The sequence below is a fragment of the Lutibacter sp. B1 genome (assembly GCF_012524075.1).
Lineage (GTDB): Bacteria > Bacteroidota > Bacteroidia > Flavobacteriales > Flavobacteriaceae > Lutibacter.
Window position 1 is genome coordinate 20,262 of sequence record NZ_JAAZUI010000026.1, and the last position, 16,806, is coordinate 37,067.

Sequence of the window (16,806 nt, forward strand, 5' to 3'; positions counted from 1 at the left end):
TTTGATTAAAAACGTCAACAAATCGGATAACAATTTGAAAAATCAAAAAGTGTTGACCAGATTTGTAGCTAACTGTCTGCTAATCGATAAATAAATGTATCTTTATAAGTGATTTGACTTTCGTCTGATAACAACGAATTATTGTTAACTAAAAGACGAAATAATGAAAACATCTTCCACCTTCAGTATTTTGTTCTGGGCGGACTTCTCCAGGGCAAAAAATGACCAAGCATCAATTTACGCAAGAATTACGGTAAATGGTAAACGGGCTACCATCAGTTTAAAACGAAAAGTTTTAGTTTCTGATTGGGATGTCCATAAAAACAGGGCTCGTGGAACTAACCAAAAATCAAGAATCTTGAACAGTTATTTGGATGAAACTTACAATCATCTTTTTAAATGTTATCGCGATTTAATGAACGAGCATAAATTGATTACTGCACAAGTTGTTAAGGCTCGATACTTTGGTAATGACGAAAATAATCGTTCCATTACTGATATTATCAATTACCATAATGAAGATATGGTAAACAAATTAAAGTGGGGAACACAAAAAAATTACTACACTACACAAAGTTATATCTCAAAATTTTTATCGAAATTCTATAAGACCACAGACCTTTACTTACGGGAACTCGATTATCACTTTATCATAAAATTCGAGAAATATCTTCGAGGTTATGTACCCGAAGACCATCAAAAACCAATGGGCAATAATACCGTGATGAAGCACATAGAACGGTTTAGGAAACTGATAAATCTATCACATAAGTTGGGCTGGATAGAACGCGACCCTTTTATCAATTTCAAAGCTAAATTCATTAAAAATGAAAGAGGCTTTTTAAGCCTCGAAGAACTTCAAGAGATAGAAAACAAACAATTTAGCATTCACAGATTGGAATTGGTTAAGGATTTGTTTGTTTTTAGTTGCTATACCAGTTTAAGCTATATTGATGTCATTCATTTAACTGCGGATAATATCTGTATTGGCATCGATGGCGAACTTTGGATTTATTACAAACGAGAAAAGACGACAAAGCCTATAAGAATACCTTTGTTACCAAAAGCGATGCAAATTGTTGAAAAATACAAGAGCAACCGTAAATCCATTTCCCAAGGAAGTATATTTCCTAAAATATCAAATCAAAAACTGAACTCTTATCTAAAGGAAATTGCAGATGTCTGTGGGATTAAAAAGAACCTTACATTCCATATCGCAAGACATACGTTTGCCACAACAGTAACATTGAGTAATGGAATGCCTATCGAGACAGTTTCAAAATTATTGGGCCATTCCCGAATATCTACTACCCAAATTTATGCAAAGGTTATTGAACGTAAAGTTAGTGACGATATGCAAAAATTAAGGACCCAATTCAATGAGATAGAAAACGAACCTATCTCAAAAGTAGCATCTCAAAATTCATAAACTTACTTAAACCAAAACACAATGAAACTATCAATAATAAAAACCAAAATACACAATATACAAGGTAACAAAGTAATTCTTGATTTTGACCTCGCAGAACTTTATGAAGTAGAAACCAGAGTGCTTAAACAAGCCGTTAGACGTAACCTTAAACGTTTTCCAGATGATTTTATGTTTCAGCTTTCAAAGGACGAGTGGAAAGAGGTTATCACAAATTGTGATAACCTTCCAGAGAATATCAAATTTAGCCCGACTGCTCCTTTTGCCTTTACTGAACAAGGTGTAGCAATGCTTTCCAGCGTACTTAACAGCGACAAGGCCATTGACGTAAATATATCTATTATGCGTGCATTTGTAGCGTTACGGCAGCATCTTACAGATTATAGCAACCTTAAAGAACATATAGCCCAACTTGAAAAAGAAATGAATATCAAATTTAAGGACATTCATCAGGCATTGAATTATTTATTGCAAAAAGACAAAGTGCAGATTGACCAGCAAAACAGGGAACGAATTGGTTTTAAAACGGATAGGAAAGATTATTAAATTTTTCTTCGGTCATCAGAATAGACAATTTTTATTGATATATTTATTTTTATTAATTCGGTTCAATATGAATTAGTATGTGTCCTAAATTCGGTATTTCTTTTTGTAAATGGTCTTTTAACTTATGAGCAATGTCGTGACCAGATTTTACCGAAATTTCATTATTCACAATTGCGTGTAAATCCACGTGGAATTTCATTCCGGATTTTCTAATAAAACATTTCTCTGTTCCTAAAACACCTTGAACTTCTGTTGATTTTTCTCTAATTTCAATTATCAGTTCGTCATAAAGTTGTTCGTCCATAACTTCTCCTAAAGCTGGACGTAATATTAAATAACTATTATATAAAATGAATCCAGAAGCGAATAAGGCAGCCCAATCATCTGCTGTTTCATAACCTTTTCCATATATGATTGCTATCGAAATACCGATAAAGGCCATTACCGAAGTTATGGCATCACTTCTATGATGCCAAGCATCTGCTTTTAATGATGAACTATTTGTTTGTTTACTTTTTTTAATTACAATTTGAAATGAGATTTCTTTCCAAGCTATTATTAGACCTAGCACAATCAAAGTCCAAGATTTCGGGATTTTATGAGGTGTTTGAATGTTTTGAATACTTTCATAGGCGATTATTGTGGCAGAAACAACAAGGAATGTAACAACTCCAAAGGTAATTAATGGCTCAATTTTGCCGTGTCCATAGGGATGATTTTCGTCCGCTGGTCGTTTTGCATATTTAAAACCTAATAAAACTAAAAATGAAGCAAAAATATCCGTTGTCGATTCAATCGCATCTGCAATTAAAGCATAAGAATTTCCAAAAAATCCCGCAAGTCCTTTAATTAAGGCTAAAGCAGTATTCCCAATTATGCTGAAATAAGTTGTTCGTATTGCGGTTTGTTCGTTATTCATTCTAATTTTAGTTGTCAATAGATTTGTTATATTTATAACAAAGGTACTTTTTTAATCATAAAAAAAGAGGTGATAAACACCTCTTAAATTTTGGTTTCCAAAATCATTTTCCTGCTCCCTTTTAGCTCCTTCAGCTCCAGCATTAACTTTTCGTTGTCTCCTAAAACAAACTTTGGAACTACATACACAAAGCATTGACTTTCTCCATCAGTAATGGAATATGGCATTTTGTGTTTGTATATCACTTCTTGCTGCAATCTTTGATAAGAGGCTTTACGTTTTTTGTTTCCGTTGGTTCTATATACGTTGAGATAGTCGATTTCAAAATCGATTCCGGACTTGTTTTTAACTTCAATGACCAAATACACTTCAGAAGCATCGTATGCCATTTTTTGCAATTGTACTTTGATGCCTTTTTTGCGTTTGGTTTCAATACTCTCAAAGTTGGATTTTAATAAATACTCGCTGAATTTTTGAAAATGGGTTATTCTATTTGTGTATTCGTTCAACGCTTTAACTTCGGGCTTCTGCTTAATCTTTATTGGAAGCTCGCTACCAATGCTTTCATTTTCGTTGATAAAATAATTCAGTTCTGGAAGTTTTTCAGAATACTTCAGAATATAAGAATAAACGCTACCATCACTTGTAACGGTCAAAAGGTTGCTTTCAGTTCCAGGCTTCGCCTGTAACAATCCAAAATACTGCTCTTTTTCACGATTATAGGTGAATACAAAATGGGAAGCTCCGGTAATTCCCTGTCGTATTGGATTGGGAAAAAATAGGGCGACATTTTTCTTGTCGTTGGCATAAATGGTATCGAGGGGTTGTTGTGCAACTATTGACATTGTACAAATAAATAGTAGTAATGTGATATATGTCTTCATAATAATAAGTTTAGTAATTGCCCATTATTGGCTTACCTTGATATTTGGTTTTAGGAAGCCTTAAAATGAGTTTGTAATTGTCGGTTATTGTAACCTTTACGTTTTTATGGTTGCGTTGGAAAATTTTCTTGAAACCGCTTACTTGTGGAACACCGGTAATGTTGATGTCGTCCACCATATCTCCAACGATTTCATTGGTAACTTCGGCTCTAAAACTGTTTTCGATATAAATGCCTTCGCTACCATCTTGAAAGTCATAGGCTTTCAATTTTACTGGCTGATGATTGATGTTCTCAATGTCTATGATTGTGCGATTGGGTTTAAAATCGACAAATCCGTAAATGGGCGTGTTTTTGGAATAGCGTTGTCCGTAAACGGTAGCGTCCTTTAGCAACCGCATTTGTAAACGATAATTAGTTTTAACCGTCTGTGTGCCATCAACCCGAACATATATAAATTCATCGGTGTTCTTTGAGTTCAAATCATCATTTTCAATGGGATGCGAGGCAAAAAAGAGTTGATGCTCCAAAGCACGTTCTTTGGCTTCGACATTCGTTTCTTTTTCTACAATGGCATCCGTTGTGTCTTTTTCCTTCTTAATAGATGGTTTTGATGGTTTGTATCTGGGATTGATATTTTCAAACGTTCTATCTGAATATCGAATCTGTCCTTGCTGGTAGATGCTATCTACCATCTGCATTTTTTTCTTGTCCAATAAATCAGGGTCATACACGCCTGTGGAATCCAACAGCCGTTCATCATAAATACTTGGTGCATTGGTCTCCCTCACTTCCTTTAAATCGTTTAAGGCATCCAATTTGGAATCGTATTCCTTTTGGTCGTCTTCCAGTTTCGGTACGGGAATTTGATTGTTCTCTATGGTCGGTTCTTCGTCTTCTCCTAATACTAACATTGCATAACCACCTATAAAAAGCAGTATGCATACCAGCACGATGGAAAAGACTATTTTATTTTTTTCTACTTTCATTGTATCTGTTTTTTAATATCCTTTATGGGCTTTCATAATTTTCTAATTTTCGTAATGTGTTTTCAAAAAAGTTGGTAATCAACAATCCGTGGGTATTATTAGGAAAGTTCCTGTCAACGTGAATCAAATTTCCTGTTGTGGTCAATTCATAAGTGTCGGTTACCGACCCTCGGTTGATTTCAAAAATGGTTTTCGTTTCAAATTTGTAGGGCTCGTTTTGAATATCAACTTTGGATTCGATATTCAATACTTTTTGAACCAGCGAATATTGCAACAAACGGTTATAAACACCATCGGCTTTTTTCTGTCGGTACAAAGCATCTACTGAACTATTGCCCAACCAGAGGGCTTTTTCCAAATTCTTTTCATAATTGCTGGCATCTATGTTATAGAAATAGGTATGGAATAATTCCAATTGTGCCAAGACTTCAACTTTTAAATTCTCCTGTTGAGATACCAGTTTGAGCGGAATAACGCTTCCATCCGTATTTACCACAAAGGCATTGTTAACCGTTTCTTTATGTAGTTTTATGACCATCAAAACGGAAATGATGCACGTGAGTACTGCTCCGATAACAACCGTTAATACGATAAAGCGATTGAGTTTTAAGATGTTATAAATGTTTTTATATGGTGTTTTCATTTAATTATTGATTTATGCTTTATCAGCCTGTAAAGAGCCTGAAAGTGAACGAAGTCGCCCGTTTGTACAGTTTGAATTTCAGCAGCACAATAAATCCAATAGACCCTAATTGTAAAAGCGGTGCGAAAAAATTACTGCCCCAATCTGTACCAAATAAATCGCTCCAGAAATTGGTGTTGATTTCGGTATAAAGATTATTCACGAAAATATTGACCAGAAAGAAGGCAGGCACTAACATATATACACCAGCGTAAAGTTTGAAAAAGTTGTAGGCCAACGACCTGAATTTTTCAAAAACCGCCAAGCTGATGACCAAAGGGAAAAAGGCTTGCATTATGCCCAGCAAAAAGAATCGCTCTGCAAGGAATAATGGGTAGATAAACAAATCCAAAAGCCACAGAAATATTCCGACAATAAAGGATAGTATCTTTAAACCATATAAAGGTGTAACCAGTGCTTCGTAGAGCATTGCCATTGCTTTAGTGGCGGCATCCCAAGCACTTACATCCTGTTCGATGTCAATATCTTGCATCTGCAACGGAAGAAGTGCGGGTGCCGTGTCCCGATATTGGTTTTCAATGGCCACCAAAATAGTGTCGAAAACACCCAATACCTGTGTGGAAAAAATCACTAAAATTACTATTGCAAAGTTTTTGGCCAACTCCGCAGGTGTTAATCCCCAAGTGTAGCCCTCATTGTTGGCAACGCCTTCATTGTATTTTTTTAGGATGTTGATGAGAAAGAACAATATGGCAAGGGTCTTCATCCCCGCAATAGTGTATTGCGAGAAATCACTATTTTTTATCGTTTGAAAAATAGTGTCCACATATTCTAACCCTATGCCTAAAAAAATACCTGACATTAGTAATTGGTTTCTCGATTATTGATTTTGTGCTGCATTTCCCGAAATTGAATAATCTCCCGATAGCGTCTGGTTTTCGCCTCAATTTCCGCTACCATTTCCTTGGATTCCAATTCCTTTTCTTTGAGTACTTCGGCTCGTTCGGCATCGGTCATCTTCATATTGTCGCTGGACAGGATTTGGTCGATATATTCCATACCTGCCATAGAATTTTCAAGGATGGCATCAAAAGAACCTGAAATACGAGTTACTTCATCTGGTTTGATAAAAGGGGAATTGAGTATTTCCCGTAAATCATCTTGAACCACATCATACAAGCGTTGGTTATTTCTTGCCAATTCCCTGACCGCTTTAAGTTGTTTGATGACATCGTTGACCTTATCGATATTTTCCTTTTGCGTTTTAAGGAATTTTACCGTCTTCATTAAATTGGCGGTCTGTTTACCGGATTCCAACAATGATTTTACAAAAGAGATAAAGTTTGTGTTGTCATACACAGGCATCCCCTGGGCCGAAGCGTTACTTCCAATTAGCACTATAAATAGTGCGGATAACATTAGCTTTTTAATTGTCTGTCTCATAATTTTTGTTTTTAAGAATTAATAAATATTTTAATGGCTTGCTCCATATTATTATGCTTTTCATAGAGCTTCATTATTTCTTCGCTCTCTCGTCCATCAGTTAAGTAGGCAGCAAAGACTTCTGGTGGTACTTCCAATCGGAAAATGTTGCTTTCCTTTCCAATTTTGATAAACATTTCGGTATATTTTCTTGTTCCTGTAAGGTTGTTCCGAATGGATTTTAACTGGTTTAAATCGTGACTGGAAAGGTTGAGCCTGCTTTTTAATTCGGCATAGCCTTTTTCATTGCGAAGGCTGTATATGACCTGTGTGTTTTCCAGAATACTTGCCGATGTTGAATTAGTAGGCAACTGGTTTATGGATTGCAGTATAATCCCAATTGCTCCATTCTGTTTTCTAATGGCTTGGTAGTAGAATTCTACACTTTCGAGTACATTTCCGAATTTGAGCTGTTTGGCAAACTCGTCGAATAGGATGATTCCCCTTTCGGCTTTATTTCTCCAAATGGTTCTTTGAATGGCAGATTTAATCAACTTCAACATTACGGAAAGGATTTCCTTATTGTCCTTAACTTCATCCAGTTCAAACACAATCAACCTTTTATCCTCAATTTTGTAGATCTGGTCTTCGCTTACATTGAACAGGAAGCTGTACAAGCCATCATCCACATATTCAGAGAGAATGTGTAAAAAATCGTAGATGTTGAAATGCTGTTCCTGAATGTGTAGGGCTTCTAAAATGCTGTCCTTTTTGGTATCAACGAACTGGTATAAATTTTCCAAAGAATGTGTACAACCAACATTCTGTAGATAGTAGTAACGAAGCACTTTTTTGACTGCCACTTCTTCAGCCTTGGTAGTTTCCTTTCCTGAAGCTAAAAGTTCCAAAAGGAAGATTGCTAAATCTTCTAACCGCTCTGGTGTCAAATCATTGACATCAGAGATATAAAATGGATTGATACCCAAGTTTTTTCCTTGCTCGTAGCGAAGGATTATATGGTCGTTTGGATAGAGCTTGGCGAATTTTGAATATGAACCACCTAAATCAATAATAACCAGTCGGACGCCGACCTCGAAGTACTGCCGTAGAATATTGTTCGCCAAAAAAGATTTTCCCTCTCCCGTAGGTGCGAAAATGGCAAAGTTTCGAGCTTTGATGCGTTTCTTTTTTTCATCCCAAACATCCTTTAATACAGGAATGTTATGTTGCCTATCATTAAAGATGACACCTGTGGCATCTGACTGATAATTGGTGTTGTTGATATACAGGCAAAGGGCGTGTTTTAAATCGGTTACAAATAAATCTTCATTTGAAAAGTTGGAAGCAAAACAGCAGTATGAGTTTAAAAAATATTGCTTTCGTTCTTCGCCTTTTGGGTAATAAGGCACTATATCCAGTTCCTTGAACTCGGTTTTTATCTTTGAAGCAATTCTTTCTAATTGTACTTCATCCTTATCCCAGAATATAATATTTAGATGTCCTCGAATGATTCTTGAACTATCATCCTCATTGATTTTGGCAACAATTTCTTCAATCTTCTTTAAGATGACTTTGTTCTGTGTTCCAAAATTGGAACTCTTTTTGAGTTCCTCGATTTTCTTGTCAAGCAGTTTTCGCCACTTATGTTTATCATCCAAATAAATAATTTGGTTGACAATATGGTTTTCATTCAGATTCAGACCCAATCCGTCAATAAATCCCTGGTGGAATACAAAATCGTCCGAAGTGAATTTATCATTGGTCTTGCTACTCTGAACCACATCGCCAAAACACAGTTCGCTATTAACTGCCAGCACATCAAAATGATGGTCGCCAATTTCAATATTCGCTTTTTTCAATTGAATGTCGGTATCAAATCCTTCGTTGAATCCATTAAAATAAGCATAGGTCAATGACAGGACTTTGTCGGTACCCAAAGGCATCAATGACACTTTCAGGCTGTTATTTACAAAGGAAACGGCATCGTTAACAGAAGCAATAAATTCCTGAACGTTATGGTCCATTTGCTTATGAATACCCTTTTCGACCTTGCGGAATGGGTTGGTAAACTTCGGTGCGTTCAAAGCTTTATTGTGCGGAAGTATAAAGAATAGGTAAGAAGAATGTTTAATGAATTCCCGACCTTTAAAATAATCGTGTGTGGCACGTTGCAAAAAGCTTTTGTTCGGAAGTTCTTCCGCCAAATATTCAGCTTTCTGATAGATGTCCTGTTTGTGGATAACCGTGGCAATAGGTAATGATTTAAACGCTTGAAACCACGAACCGTGAATATCCTCAAAATCTTTTTCCGCGAGGGAATAGATTTCAGGATTGTCCACTTGATAGCCCAATACCACATTGCCGTTATTAGCGAACACGATATGGTCTTGAATATCCAAAATAGGATGATATGCCGATAGGTTAATTTTCTTCATATTGGTTATTAGTTAAATGCCCATTATGGGCCTTCATAGTACAGACGACTTCCTTTTTTGTTACTAATTGTTTGTGGGAATACCATTTTGATGTGCATCAATGCAGGGTTTTTGGTAATGTGAGTCAATACGATATACAATACACCGTTCAATAGAAATACTGAAATGATAACAGTAAAGCTGAACGAAAAGATGATGAACAGCAATGAACCGATAACAACGGTCATCATTAAAGCGAACAATGATATGGGCAGACCCATTATCACGGCTCGCTTGCGTATATTTTTATAGACTTCGAACTTTTTCATATAGCATAAGTTTTTTACAAAAACCCTCAATGAGGGTCATTAGACTACGATGCTAATGAGGTAAGTAAAGATGCCCACGACTGCTCCTGCAATCAATACAAAGACCAATACGCGGGTAATCCCTTTCTTTAAATCGGCATTTTCGCCAAAGAAATGTCCGGCATTAAATAGGAAGCCAATTAAAAAGATAACACCCAGAATAATGGGGAAAATGGTTCGGATAGTATCAGAAACATCGTTTACGGAATCTTCGATACCACCGATTTGTGCAAAAGTTGTACTTGAAATAAGCAATGATAAGATGGTTACATAATGTGATTTTTTCATAATCAAAGTGATTTAGATTTTACGTCAATTTTGATATTTGAAAAATAGTGTATATTGCAATACAAATAACTGATAATCAGTAAATTGTGAATAAAATAAGTTTTGATATCAATTGTTTTTATTTGATGCGAATTGGTATCAAATTTTATGAAAATTGAAAAGTGCTATGTTGATAACTCTAAAATTTTGGAAGTGGATAAGGCCCAAAAACGTCAGTTTTGTGATTTTGATGCTACAATTCTGTGTGATTTTCGGTCAACAAAAAGTCATTATCATTGACCCTGGACACGGTGGAAAAGATACTGGTGCAATTGGTGCAAATACTATTCAAGAAAAGGATGTATCGTTAAGTATCGCCAAAGAGATTATAAGGCTAAATAAAACCCTCTTAAATAACGAGTTTGATATGTACTCAACCAGATATAAGGACACTTTAATTTCTTTATCCGATAGAAGTCGATTGGCTGAAAGCTTAAAGGCTGATGTGTTTGTATCGTTACATTGCAATGCCTCTAACACATCGGCAAAAGGAATGGACATTTACGTGCATAATACCAACGATGAAGAAGTACTTATAAAAAAATCTATCGGAATGGGATTGTCTATTTTGGAAGAAAGCACCCTGAAATTGGGCTTTAAAAAACGAGCTGTCCGATTTGTAAATTTTCAAGTGCTACGTGAAAATATCGCAATTCGCCCAGCCATACTCATTGAAATGGGCTTTATTTCGAGCACCGATGAAGCGGATTATTTTTTAAAGCCCCAAAATATAAGAGCGATGGCATTGGCCATTTTAATGGGATTGTATAACTATTTAAATGTTGGATTATGAAGGAAATATTTATGGAAATTGTAAAGAGCATTAGAAAGATTATTATAACTATCTTCAAAGAGATAATTAAAACTAAAAATCCTCAATCCTAAATTTTAGTTTTTTGTCAAAATATAACTTGTCAAAATAATTTTGTAGGGTTGGGTCAGTAAAAACAACATATTCACTTTCACATATTTCTTTGAAGTTCTTTGGGTCTTTTAGGAACATAGCACATACATCCAATTCATCATTGGTTATTAATCTTCCGTGTAGTAATTCTCTATGCTCCAAAAAGTCAAAAATCTTTCTGGACGGATTACTGAAACTATTGTAAAGCACTTTCAAAAAAGTTTCTAAATCATCGACATATATTGACCAAGGGTAAGGGTCTTCATTATTTTTCCTTTTAAGCATTAATCCTAAATCGGTTTGTATGGAAGCAAATCTTTCTGAAGTGACTACAATGCAAAAAATCTCGTGAATTTCATTCGTGATAATTACCTCCGATTTATTTTTCAAGCTAACAATAACCTTTTCATTGTTTAACAATTCCTGTTCAACCTGATAGCATTGGTCATAACCTTTTTGAATACAGTCGTTAAAGTCAGATTTGATTCTTTGGTATGCTTGTTCCGTAACCCTTCGTGGTTCTCTATATCTTGAAGCCTTACATTCAATGATATAGGCGTTATTATCCACAAGGATTAATATATCTTTTTCTTCTGGCTCGTTGTTTATGTAATAGTTGGTGAAAATTTTAATCCTTTTTGATTTTTTGAAGAATTTTTTAAATATATCCAAAGTATGGCTTTCCAAAACAACTTTTCCTCTACGGAAATTTATTTGTTCTTTTTCCTTTTTTGTTTGAGTAAGCGTGGTATAAAGTAAATCATATAGAGCTGAAGGCAATTGTTTTTGATATACGTTTAAATACTGATTATCACTAATTTTTATAATCGGTTTATTTTCTAAAGGATTTTGTTGGGAATAAAATAAATTACTATGATTATCTTTAATATCAATTGAAAATAAGCCACAGAAAACATCAATATGTTTTTCTTCAAAAGAGGGGTGAAAATCTTGTTTGGCAAAAAGTAAACATTGGTGGGGTTTCTCAAAAAAATTCAAAAAACTTTCTTGGGTCTCATCCGAAAGTTCTAACAGCTTATATCTGTAAACTCATTCTCTGCTAATAATCCATTTGCAGATTGCCGAGCCAGTTTGTCAAAGCCTTTGTCCAATATAAATGACTTTGAATTTATTGACTTTGCACGATAAATTAATTCAGAATGATTGCATAAATTAATTAAGGTTTTTAAATCGATTTCTAATCTTTCCTGTATTTTATCTTGATAAGGTTTAAACATCCTAATAACCTTATTTACCTCTTGTTCTCTATAATTTAATATTCCGTTTTGAAAGTAATTTTTGAATGCTAATTCGTGAACAAGTAATTTTTGTCTTTTATCAGAAATCTCATCAAATTCATTTCCCTCATAATTTTCTGATAAATAGAAACTAACTATCTCTAAAAGAATGTCAGCAACTTGCTGAAGTACTAAATCATTTTTTTCTGAATAATGAAGTTCTTCCTTGCCTGTCAATGGTGTAGAGAGCCTTAACATTATCAGATATAAAGAATCTTTTAATTTTGACTTGAATTTTTTTGAAAATCCAATATTGCTTCTTTCTGGATGGTGTCTAATAAAATCAGCAAAAAAACATACAAAGCTCTCTTTTGTATAACGAGAGATTATTTTTTGAATTTCTAATGATTTTTTCTCTAAATCTATTTTCTTCATTTTATCCTAAAAACACTATCCTTAATTTTTCAAATCGTTACAAATGGATTACAACATTTTTTATATTTCATCAAATTCAAAATTAAGATTTTGCAATTCTGGGGTAATCTCTAACGGGTTTCCTTTTTTGGTTTGTCTGCCAGTTTCTGATATCAAGTGTAAATTGGTTTTGGCTCTTGAACAGATAACATAAAGCAATTTTTTTGAAGCGGCAACAGGGTCTCCAGTGAAAATGTCATTCCAATGTGGGATATACCCATTTAGCAAACCATAGGCAATAACGGTTTCAAATTCTTCTCCTTTAACACCAACGCAAGTATTGATGACGACACCTGACATTTCTCTGTAAAAACTCATAAAGGACACTATGTCACTTGGTACTTGAAACGTTGGGTCTTCAAGACGGCTCTTTATTACATCGAAAAAGGTCTTCCTATTTATAAGAAGTTGTGCGTAAATAGTTTGGTCAATCCCAACAGCCTCTAAAAACTGGTCAAAACAATCATTAAGATAATCGATACCTTCAGTTTCATTGGATGTTATCGAGTTAATCAATTTCAATACATTTCGCTCTGTTTGATATTGTTCGCTGAATTCAGTATTGGTATGTTCTTTAAAGTTTTCAATTACTTCAGAACACCATTTGTATCGCAATGAATATATTTTTGGTTGTGGCTGCGTTAAGAACAACCTCGATAACTTATACCAAATGTTATTTCGATTTTTTGACATTGGTGCTAAACCTGAAGCATCAAAATTTACATCTGGTAGTTTAGCTCTCAACTGTTTTGTGATAGTAGTTATTAACCACCATTGCGGAACCAATACGCATATTTCATCTTCTGGAATTCCATTATCTAAACTATGCTCTATAAGTCGTCCAATTTCATCTACTAAATATCCTTTGTCAATGGTGTTATTGTACGTTATTATACTATCAACGTCTTTATTAGTACCAATAGCTTCAATTTTAATTGGGTTTGTCTGGAATATAGAGTAAAAGTCGATAATTCTTTGTGTGGACCTATAATTTCCAGAAAGCGTAAGTTGCTCAATAGGTAAAGTGTTTAACTCTTCCTGTATTTCTTCCAAACTTTTGGCAATGCCACCCAAAGATGCATAAATTGCTTGGTCTGTATCTCCTACTAAAAATAGATTTGAGCTACCTTCCCCAGTTGTTACAATCGACGAAATAATTGCGTAAAGCAAATCTTGCGTGTCTTGATATTCATCAACACATATAAGGCTAAAAATGTTCGATAACGTTTTTTTTATTTTAGGATGCTTGGTTAAGAGTTTGTATGAATAGTATAGTAGAAGCTCAAAATCAATTAACTTCTCTGTTTGTAGCCTTTCGTGATAATCCTTAAGGACTCTTTTTTGAATTGTTTTTGGTTCGGCAAATGTGCCGTCCCTATTGAATCTGAAATTAATCGGGTCAATAGGTTTTAACTTATGCTTTTCTTTAAGTTCACTTATGATATCCGAGGCATAAGTTTCATCGGCAATTAAATAGCCGTTTTCAAGTTCAGGTAAATAACAGGAATAGGGTTTTATAATCCATTCGAGACAAAATGAATGCAAAGTGCCAGACCAAACCCGATTACTATTAATTCCCATTGCGTTTAATCTGCGATATATTTCTTCGGAAGCCCTTACGGTAAAAGTTAGAGCGACAATCCTTTGTTTACTGTTTACATCAATATTTTTTAGAGCATAAGCGAGTTTATGAATAATCACTCGTGTTTTTCCACTTCCTGGGCAAGCTGTAAGAAGTACATTTCCATCTTTAACAACGGCATCTTTTTGTTGGTCGCTTAAAGTATCTAAAATCATATAAACGATAAAAATTTAGTAAATTGGTCATTAGGAAAGTTGGCTATATAGTCATCAATAACCTGTTGGTCTTCTTTATCCTTAAAACTAATTTTTGTTGCTACATCGTAATAACTATCATTTTTACTACGACTAATTTTTCGTAACCTGTATTTAGCGGTTTTAGCTTTAGAGGCATTATTTAAATGCGAAGATGCAAAAGCAACGGCTTTCAAAATATATTCAGGAATATAAGTATTGTAAACTAAATTATCTGCAACAACCAACGCCAGCCAACCTTTGCCTTTTTTATCAGCCAATCGTAAAACTTCTACACCTGCAATCGAAACTGATTTTTCTTCTAACTTTTTCTTTGAAGAATCAATAGCTGCTTGTTGTTTGAAAATTTCAGGAAGTGATTGTACGTATTCGTGGCTATTCCCATTCAAAAGGAAATCAACTTCAAAGGTGTATTTAGAGTAAAAAGGAATCAAGAAGTCGTTTTTGTCACAAAATTTATCCAATTCCTTTTTTCTTTCAGCTCCACTAATTTGCGATGCCCTACAATGTTTTTCATAAGCAGAATCATCAACTTCATTTGCAGGTAAATTGACAATACTGGCATCCAAGTCAGTTAGTATGGCACAGTTTTTCTGAATTCTATCCTTATGGAAAAGCCTTGCAACATTTTTAAAACCTGTACTTCCAATGTTTACGAGACTTATCCCAATTTCATCGAGCGAAATTCCAAAGACTTTTTTAAACATTTGAGGAATGAGAATCTGTTCTGCATCGCCTTCAACCAAAACAACGCCTTTCGCGAAAAGCAAGTTGCTTCTTATGGCGTCCAAGTACCTTTCGGCTCTTGTTATATAATCATCATCAAGATTGTTAGATGGTTGATATACCAAAGTCTGCATATTTCCTCGGCTTAAAATATTTACTGAACTTATTCGGCTTACAGATGAAATGTGAGTAGAATGCGTTGAAATAATAACCTGTGTTTTATTGGTTTGCACATTATCAAAAAGGGTTTTTTGAATATGCGTATGAATATGTGCTTCTGGTTCTTCTATTAAAAGAAAATTTGCAATTCTATCCGTTCTGATTTTTTCATACTCCAATAGCTTTAGTGATAGGTAAATCATATTTGCACCTCCCAAACTCAACTCCCATATTTTACCCATATAACCTTCTTCATCTGGGTCGCCAACCCATAGTTTGAGTGATTGCAGTAGTTTTTCCATATCATTTGGAAGTTCTGATTTGACATCTATATTAGGGCCGTAAGTAGTACCCACAGCTTCCTTAATACTTTTGTCAATTCCATCTTTCACATCCTTTACTTCTTTGAGAGAACTAATTTGGTCGTTAAGTTTGTTAACGCTATCAATGATGTCCGTTTGTTTTGAAACTTCAATAGTTTTTTCCTTTCCTCGTAATAAATTAATCAATGGATTAGTAGAATAGGAACGTAAGTCGCTTTCGACATCTCGAAGTGCTTTAATGAACGTACAAGAAACCTCGTTGTGCACACTTATTTCCCTCGGCAGAAACGTTCCAAAAATCAATTCTTCTTTATCATCTGGGTTTGGGAATTCAACAGCATCAAAATCGCCAACATACTTTTTATAGGTAGTGTCATCACTAAAATCTCCAGAGCCTCTGCATAAGTAAGACGTTTCATAATCATCAATCGTAAGTTTATCAAAAAAAAGCTGAAGCCCTGCTACACTTTTACCTGCGGTTTGTGAATAATCATATAATTCTTTTCTAAACTGATATTTTGGTCTAAAGTACACCGAGTAACTTCCAGTCTTTTTGCTGCCTTCCATATCTCCCGAAGATTGTACTGCCAGTACCTGTGCTTCTTCACTCGCATCCAGTTCGTCAAAAGTAACCGATAAAATTATCCAATGTCCAGCCCATTTACCCAGACCTCGGTTAAAGTCAGACTCATTAAATCTTATATATCTTGGAAGTTTATCATCAATTAAAACTCGTAAAGCAAAAAAGAGATTGGTTTTACCTGAACCGTTTTCTCCTAAAATAGTATTTATACCTTTTTTAAAAATGAATTTTGATTTATAGAAATTTCTAAAATTCCTAATGGATAGTGAACTTATATGCATAATAATTATTTTGAAACAATAAAAAAGCCAATGATTTCCCATTAGCTTTTTAAACATTAATATTTTAAGCGTAATCGCCTATAAATATACTGAAATGTCTTTTTAAATTCTTACGGTTTCCTACAAATTGTTAAAATTTTATTAAGAATATATCTTTACTTCTGGAAGTCAAAATTTTGGTTTTTTTTCGTAAATTAAGCCTAATTAGAGTGTTATGGAGTTGTTACCTTTACTCGGACACAAAATTTAAGACCGTTTGTTACAAAACAAATATCTTAGAAACATGAAAAAACGTATTTACAGTAAAGAGTTTAAAGATCAAACAGTTCGATTAAGTTATCA

At 34.4% G+C, this 16,806-nt stretch carries 15 protein-coding genes; 3 read left to right on the forward strand and 12 right to left on the reverse strand.

Annotation, left to right across the window (positions count from 1 at the left end):
- The first annotated feature begins 190 nt into the window (after window positions 1–190).
- Together HGB55_RS13160 and HGB55_RS13165 are read left to right on the forward strand one after the other, a co-directional pair.
- Window positions 191–1,429: a site-specific integrase gene (locus HGB55_RS13160; protein WP_371807824.1), complete on the forward strand. Its 1,239-nt coding sequence runs from the start codon at window positions 191–193 to the stop codon at window positions 1,427–1,429.
- 21 nt (window positions 1,430–1,450) lie between these two features.
- Window positions 1,451–1,975, forward strand: coding sequence for an ORF6N domain-containing protein (locus HGB55_RS13165; RefSeq protein WP_168817357.1), 525 nt, complete (start codon window positions 1,451–1,453; stop codon window positions 1,973–1,975).
- A 52-nt stretch (window positions 1,976–2,027) separates the two neighbouring features.
- Here HGB55_RS13165 and HGB55_RS13170 read toward each other — a convergent pair whose 3' ends face one another.
- From HGB55_RS13170 to HGB55_RS13205, 8 genes are all read right to left on the reverse strand, one after another.
- Complete coding sequence (locus HGB55_RS13170; protein ID WP_025743359.1) at window positions 2,028–2,894, reverse strand: cation diffusion facilitator family transporter; 867 nt, start codon at window positions 2,892–2,894, stop codon at window positions 2,028–2,030.
- An 83-nt stretch (window positions 2,895–2,977) separates the two neighbouring features.
- Complete coding sequence (locus HGB55_RS13175) at window positions 2,978–3,778, reverse strand: DUF4138 domain-containing protein (RefSeq protein WP_168817358.1); 801 nt, start codon at window positions 3,776–3,778, stop codon at window positions 2,978–2,980.
- A 10-nt stretch (window positions 3,779–3,788) separates the two neighbouring features.
- A complete protein-coding gene (gene traM / locus HGB55_RS13180) occupies window positions 3,789–4,766 on the reverse strand; it encodes a conjugative transposon protein TraM (protein ID WP_168817359.1) in 978 nt (325 codons plus the stop codon).
- Between the two features lie 22 nt (window positions 4,767–4,788).
- Window positions 4,789–5,409: a conjugal transfer protein TraK gene (locus tag HGB55_RS13185; protein WP_168817360.1), complete on the reverse strand. Its 621-nt coding sequence runs from the start codon at window positions 5,407–5,409 to the stop codon at window positions 4,789–4,791.
- Window positions 5,410–5,431: 22 nt separating this feature from the next.
- Window positions 5,432–6,271, reverse strand: a complete 840-nt coding sequence (locus HGB55_RS13190) for a hypothetical protein (RefSeq protein WP_168817361.1) — start codon at window positions 6,269–6,271, stop codon at window positions 5,432–5,434.
- Window positions 6,271–6,852, reverse strand: coding sequence for a conjugal transfer protein (locus HGB55_RS13195; RefSeq protein WP_168817362.1), 582 nt, complete (start codon window positions 6,850–6,852; stop codon window positions 6,271–6,273). The genes HGB55_RS13190 and HGB55_RS13195 overlap by 1 nt, the downstream gene beginning before the upstream one ends.
- An 11-nt stretch (window positions 6,853–6,863) precedes the next feature.
- On the reverse strand, window positions 6,864–9,266 hold the full coding sequence (locus tag HGB55_RS13200) for a TraG family conjugative transposon ATPase (protein WP_168817363.1): 2,403 nt from the start codon (window positions 9,264–9,266) through the stop codon (window positions 6,864–6,866).
- Between the two features lie 347 nt (window positions 9,267–9,613).
- Complete coding sequence (locus HGB55_RS13205; protein WP_025743366.1) at window positions 9,614–9,901, reverse strand: hypothetical protein; 288 nt, start codon at window positions 9,899–9,901, stop codon at window positions 9,614–9,616.
- A gap of 154 nt (window positions 9,902–10,055) precedes the next feature.
- On the opposite strand from HGB55_RS13205, the gene HGB55_RS13210 reads away from it, so the two are divergent.
- Entirely contained in the window at window positions 10,056–10,733 is a 678-nt protein-coding gene (locus HGB55_RS13210; RefSeq protein ID WP_247649225.1) for an N-acetylmuramoyl-L-alanine amidase, read from the forward strand.
- Window positions 10,734–10,805: 72 nt separating this feature from the next.
- Here the strand turns inward: HGB55_RS13210 and HGB55_RS13215 are convergent, their stop codons facing one another.
- From HGB55_RS13215 to HGB55_RS13230, 4 genes are read right to left on the reverse strand one after another with little or no spacing between them, the layout of a single operon-like run.
- Window positions 10,806–11,843, reverse strand: coding sequence for an NERD domain-containing protein (locus tag HGB55_RS13215; protein ID WP_168817364.1), 1,038 nt, complete (start codon window positions 11,841–11,843; stop codon window positions 10,806–10,808).
- Window positions 11,844–11,872: 29 nt separating this feature from the next.
- Entirely contained in the window at window positions 11,873–12,517 is a 645-nt protein-coding gene (locus tag HGB55_RS13220; protein ID WP_168817365.1) for a hypothetical protein, read from the reverse strand.
- 60 nt (window positions 12,518–12,577) lie between these two features.
- The gene (locus tag HGB55_RS13225; RefSeq protein ID WP_168817366.1) at window positions 12,578–14,353 is read right to left on the reverse strand and encodes an ATP-dependent helicase; all 1,776 of its coding nucleotides are present in this window, start codon (window positions 14,351–14,353) and stop codon (window positions 12,578–12,580) included.
- Entirely contained in the window at window positions 14,350–16,464 is a 2,115-nt protein-coding gene (locus tag HGB55_RS13230) for an ATP-dependent endonuclease (RefSeq protein ID WP_027126736.1), read from the reverse strand. Before HGB55_RS13230 ends, HGB55_RS13225 begins: the two co-directional genes overlap by 4 nt.
- Window positions 16,465–16,806 lie beyond the last annotated feature (342 nt).

Excerpts from the sequence above, each read along its gene's own strand:
- HGB55_RS13230 (WP_027126736.1), bottom strand. The coding sequence starts at position 16,464 with ATGCATATAAGTTCACTATCCATTAGGAATTTTAGAAATTTCTATAAA.
- HGB55_RS13170 (WP_025743359.1), bottom strand. The coding sequence starts at position 2,894 with ATGAATAACGAACAAACCGCAATACGAACAACTTATTTCAGCATAATT.
- HGB55_RS13205 (WP_025743366.1), bottom strand. The coding sequence starts at position 9,901 with ATGAAAAAATCACATTATGTAACCATCTTATCATTGCTTATTTCAAGT.
- HGB55_RS13185 (WP_168817360.1), bottom strand. The coding sequence starts at position 5,409 with ATGAAAACACCATATAAAAACATTTATAACATCTTAAAACTCAATCGC.
- traM (WP_168817359.1), bottom strand. The coding sequence starts at position 4,766 with ATGAAAGTAGAAAAAAATAAAATAGTCTTTTCCATCGTGCTGGTATGC.
- HGB55_RS13165 (WP_168817357.1), top strand. The coding sequence starts at position 1,451 with ATGAAACTATCAATAATAAAAACCAAAATACACAATATACAAGGTAAC.
- HGB55_RS13195 (WP_168817362.1), bottom strand. The coding sequence starts at position 6,852 with ATGAGACAGACAATTAAAAAGCTAATGTTATCCGCACTATTTATAGTG.
- HGB55_RS13175 (WP_168817358.1), bottom strand. The coding sequence starts at position 3,778 with ATGAAGACATATATCACATTACTACTATTTATTTGTACAATGTCAATA.
- HGB55_RS13190 (WP_168817361.1), bottom strand. The coding sequence starts at position 6,271 with ATGTCAGGTATTTTTTTAGGCATAGGGTTAGAATATGTGGACACTATT.
- HGB55_RS13225 (WP_168817366.1), bottom strand. The coding sequence starts at position 14,353 with ATGATTTTAGATACTTTAAGCGACCAACAAAAAGATGCCGTTGTTAAA.
- HGB55_RS13220 (WP_168817365.1), bottom strand. The coding sequence starts at position 12,517 with ATGAAGAAAATAGATTTAGAGAAAAAATCATTAGAAATTCAAAAAATA.
- HGB55_RS13200 (WP_168817363.1), bottom strand. The coding sequence starts at position 9,266 with ATGAAGAAAATTAACCTATCGGCATATCATCCTATTTTGGATATTCAA.